Origin of the sequence: Dietzia sp. (assembly GCF_036741115.1) — a bacterium.
Classification (GTDB): Bacteria; Actinomycetota; Actinomycetes; order Mycobacteriales; family Mycobacteriaceae; genus Dietzia.
Genome location: NZ_DAINST010000131.1, coordinates 1 through 4,243, shown reverse-complemented (window position 1 = coordinate 4,243; position 4,243 = coordinate 1). Strand labels below are relative to the sequence as shown.

Sequence of the window (4,243 nt, the reverse complement as noted above, 5' to 3'; positions counted from 1 at the left end):
CGATCCGACGAGCGCCACCATCTCGCCCGGCGCGGCGCGGAACGAGATCCCGTGCAGCACCTCCTGCCCGCCGCGGGTGTCGAGGACCGCGACCTCCTCCAGGGAGGCCAGCGAGATCTTGTCCGCCGAGGGGTAGGAGAAGTGGACGTCGTCGAACTCGATGGTCGCCGGGCCCTCGGGGATGTCGACGGCGTCGGGGGCGTCGGAGATCAGGGGCTCCAGGTCGAGGACCTCGAAGACCCGCTCGAAGCTGACGATGGCCGTGACGATGTCCATCGGTGCGTTGGCCAGCGCCGTCAACGGGCCGTAGAGACGGGTGAGCAGCAGCGCCAGCGCGACCACCGACCCGGCGTCCAGCCCGCCGTTGAGGGCGAACCACCCGCCCAGCCCGTAGACCAGCGCCAGCGCGAGAGTGGACACGAGCGTGAGCGAGTTCATGAACACGCTCATCAACAAGGCGGTGCGCACCCCGATGCCGCGGACCCGCCCGGCGCGTGCCGCGAACTCCGCCGACTCCGCGGAGGGCCGGCCGAAGAGCTTCACCAGGGTCGCGCCACCGGCGTTGAAGCGCTCTGTCATCTGGTCGTTCATCGACGCGTTGAGGTCGTTGGCCTCGCGCCGCAGACCGGCGAGCTTTCGGCCCATGTAGCGCGCGGGGAGGAGGAAGAGCGGCACCACGACGAGGGTGAGAAGGGTGATCTTCCACGACAGCGAGCCCATGACCACGACCGTGAGCACGAGCTGGACAAAGCTGGATACGACGCCGGACAGCGTGTTCGCGAACGCCCGCTGGGCACCGAGCACGTCGTTGTTGAGACGGCTCACGAGCGCTCCGGTGCGGGTGCGCATAAAGAAGGCGATAGGCATCTTCTGCACGTGCGCGAACACCGCGCTGCGCAGGTGATAGATGAGGCCCTCGCCGATCTGCGCCGACAACAGGCGATTGAGCACGCCGAACAGCGCCTCGAGGATGCCGAACACGCCGATCGCCACCGCAAGGAGCACCACGGTGCGCACCGGGCCGCCGCCGACGATCTCGTCGACGACACGACCGGCGAGCAGCGGCGCCCCGACTACGACCAGCGCGGAGAGCACCGAGGTGACGAGGAACAGCGCAATCTTCCGCGAGTGCGGCCGCGCGAACTGGCCGATGCGCCGGAGATTGTTCCGCGTGAACACCGCCGAGTCGTCCCGGCCCTGCTTTTCCTCGGCGAACGATCGCATCATCGCCATGCCATTGATCCCTGGCTGCATCCTGCGTACCTCCGCACCCTTCGCCGCATCTACCTCCATGGAGTGCGCCACGAAGCCAGTCACTTGTGTGAACCCGGGCAGTCCCGGGGAGCCCCATTCTCGTCTTCGCCCCGTGCAACAGCCCGCGACGGGCGAAGATTCCGCCCTGCCTGCGAAATCGTCAGGAACTCTCCGAAGGCGTACACCGCGCCGCCGCCCCGGAGAACACACCCCTGGACGATTCCAGCCGCCGCGTCTGGACAAATTAATCCCTGATGTCTAGACATTTGGGCAATGCGTGTCTAACATCAGGTCATATCAGTGGCCTCCATCACACACGAAAGTACGAGGGTGACCATGTCGCACAGTGTTTTTGATCGCCGATCGCTCGGCCGCGAAGACGACTCCGCGCGGGAGGGCGAGATCGCGGGCCCGCAGTTCCCCGAGGCGGAGCATCACCACGATCACCATGATTCGGACGCCGATCCGTACGCTTGGACCGACCCGAAGCGCCACCTCTGGCTGCTCGGGCTCATCCCGGCCGGCATGCTCTTCCCGGCCCTCGCGTTCTATGCCGGCGCGAACGCCCTGGCGGGCCACTCGTGGCTCGGGGTCGAGACGCCGTGGCAGGTCATCGCCACGCTCACGATGTTCCTGCCGTGGGTCATGGTCTTCGTGTTCATCCCGATTCAGGACTACGTCTTCGGCCGTGACGGCTCGAACCCGCCGGAGGAGATCCGCGAGAAACTCGAGGCGGACAAGTACTACCGCTGGATCGTCTACCTCTACGTGCCGCTGCAGTACGCTACGCTCGTCATGGCCTGTTACCTGTGGACTGCGGACGACCTCTCGTGGCTCGGGCACGCCGGCCCCATGGGCTTCGTCGCCAAGCTCGGCGTGCTCCTCGCCGCGGGCATTGCCGGCGGCATCGGCATCAACACCGCGCACGAGCTCGGCCACAAGATCGAGACCGGTGAGAAGTGGGCCTCGAAGATCACGCTCGCCACCACGTTCTACGGGCACTTCTACACCGAGCACAACCGCGGCCACCACGCCCGCGTCGCCACGCCGGAGGACCCCGCGTCCTCGCGATTCGGCGAGTCCTACTACCGCTTCCTCCCGCGCACCGTCTTCGGCTCGCTGCGCTCCGCCTGGGGCATCGAACGCGAGCGTCTGCGCCGCCAGGGTAAGCCCGTGTGGTCCATCCGCAACGACAACCTCAACGCGTGGGCCATGTCGGTCGCTCTGTTTGCCGTGCTCACCGCAGTGTTCGGCTGGGCCGTCCTGCCGTGGCTCATCGCCCAGGCGATCTACGGTTTCTCGCTCCTCGAGGTCGTCAACTACCTGGAGCACTACGGCCTGCTGCGTCAGAAGACGGACAAGGGCCGCTACCAGCGGACCCGCTCCGAGCATTCGTGGAACAGCGACCACATGGTCACCAACATCTTCCTGTTCCACCTGCAGCGCCACTCCGACCACCACGCGAACCCGATGCGGCGCTTCCAGGTGCTGCGCACGGTCGACGAAGCCCCGCAGCTCCCGTCCGGCTACGCCTCGTTGATCGTCGTCGCGCACTTCCCGCCGCTCTGGCGCAAGATCATGGATAAGCGCGTCCTCGCGCACTACGGCGGAGACGTGACTCGGGCGAATATCGATCCCCTCTTCCGCGAGCGGATCATCGCGAAGTACAGCCCGGATGCGCATGACGCCGCAGCTACCGGCAATGGCGCGGCCGCAGGGACCTCGGTCCTCACCGATACGGACGCCGAGGCCGCCCTCGCCGCAGGGACCTCGCCCATCGGCACGTACGTGTGCCCCAATTGCGGGCACCACTACATCGAGGCCGAGGGCGAGCCCCGCGAGGGATTCCCCGCCGGTACCCCCTGGTCGGAGATTCCCAACGACTGGCAGTGCCCCGACTGTGGTGTGAGGGAGAAGATCGACTTCCTCGCCGTGGCATAAACTGGCGCGCATGGCAGATGCGCGCACGACGAACCGGACTCTCGCCTTCGCAGCTCTCAATTCCCTGCTGCGAGGGCGAGACTGGTCTGAGGTCACGATGGCGGACGTCGCCCGCGAGGCGAAGATGAGCCGCCAAACCCTCTACAGCGCGTTCGGCAACCGCCAGGGCCTCGCCAAGGCGTACTCGCTGCAGCTCGCCGAGACCTTCGCCGGAGCGATGCGCAAGGAGATCGAGGAGCACCCGGGCGATATCGTCACCGGACTGTCCGAAGGCATCCAGGCCTTCCTCAACGCCTCGGCCCACGATCCGCTCGTCATGACCCTGCTCTCGGATACGAGCAAGCCCGATCTTCTCGCGATCATGTCCACCGAGGCCGGCCCGCTGATCGAGCGCGCGACGCAGGTGCTCAAGCCTGCGTTTGACGACAGCTGGCTCCATCTCGACGAGAACGTCGCCCGCTGGACCGCGGAGATCGTCGCGCGCGTCGGGATCTCCTTCGTCTCGAGCCCGCCCAGCGACGTCAACGGGATCGTCGAGGGGCTCGCGACGATCATTGCGCCGGGCCTCGAGCAGGCGAACGTCATCGATCGCTCAGCGATGGGTTCCTGATCCCGCCGGTGCCAGGGAACGGCGCTAACACTTCCTTCTCAGGTGCGATGGAACAGGTGATGCCCATCACCAGGAGGACTCCAGTGTTCGGCAGGAATTCGACTCGCGGGGCCGCGCTGCTCGGCGCAGGCGCACTCTTCTTCTCGATCGGTTCTCCGGTCGCCGGTGCCCAGAACGAGGGAACCCTCGACTCGGCTAGCCTCGCCAACGGTCTCGGCGGATCCGCCGCATCGGTCGGTTCCGGCGAGCTCGGCTCGACCATAGCGGGAGGGCGTTGCGTCGCCCTCGACCCGACCCTGCCGTTCCTGTCCACGACGGTCGACCTCGAGGTCACGTCCGTGGCCGACGAGGCCGGCGAGGCGGGCTTCTCCGTCGAGTCCTCCGGTGGGCTCAGCTCGAGTGCGGATCTCCTCGTCCAGTGGAAGGACATCGACACGA

4 protein-coding genes are annotated in these 4,243 nt (G+C 66.8%); 3 read left to right on the top strand and 1 reads right to left on the bottom strand.

Annotation, left to right across the window (positions count from 1 at the left end; all coding sequences use genetic code 11):
• On the bottom strand, positions 1 to 1,233 hold a 1,233-nt coding region (locus V7E05_RS13720), incomplete at its 3' end, for an ABC transporter ATP-binding protein (protein ID WP_333620196.1).
• 357 nt (positions 1,234 to 1,590) lie between these two features.
• Here V7E05_RS13720 and V7E05_RS13715 point away from each other — a divergent pair.
• The 3 genes from V7E05_RS13715 to V7E05_RS13705 all read left to right on the top strand — a co-directional run.
• Positions 1,591 to 3,195 carry a fatty acid desaturase gene (locus tag V7E05_RS13715; protein ID WP_333620195.1) on the top strand — a complete coding sequence of 535 codons (1,605 nt, stop codon included), beginning with the start codon at positions 1,591 to 1,593 and terminating at the stop codon, positions 3,193 to 3,195.
• A 10-nt stretch (positions 3,196 to 3,205) separates the two neighbouring features.
• Positions 3,206 to 3,805 (top strand): TetR/AcrR family transcriptional regulator, encoded by a 600-nt coding sequence (locus tag V7E05_RS13710; protein ID WP_333620194.1) that lies wholly within the window; start codon positions 3,206 to 3,208, stop codon positions 3,803 to 3,805.
• Positions 3,806 to 3,864: 59 nt separating this feature from the next.
• On the top strand, positions 3,865 to 4,243 hold a 379-nt coding region (locus V7E05_RS13705; RefSeq protein ID WP_333620193.1), incomplete at its 3' end, for a hypothetical protein.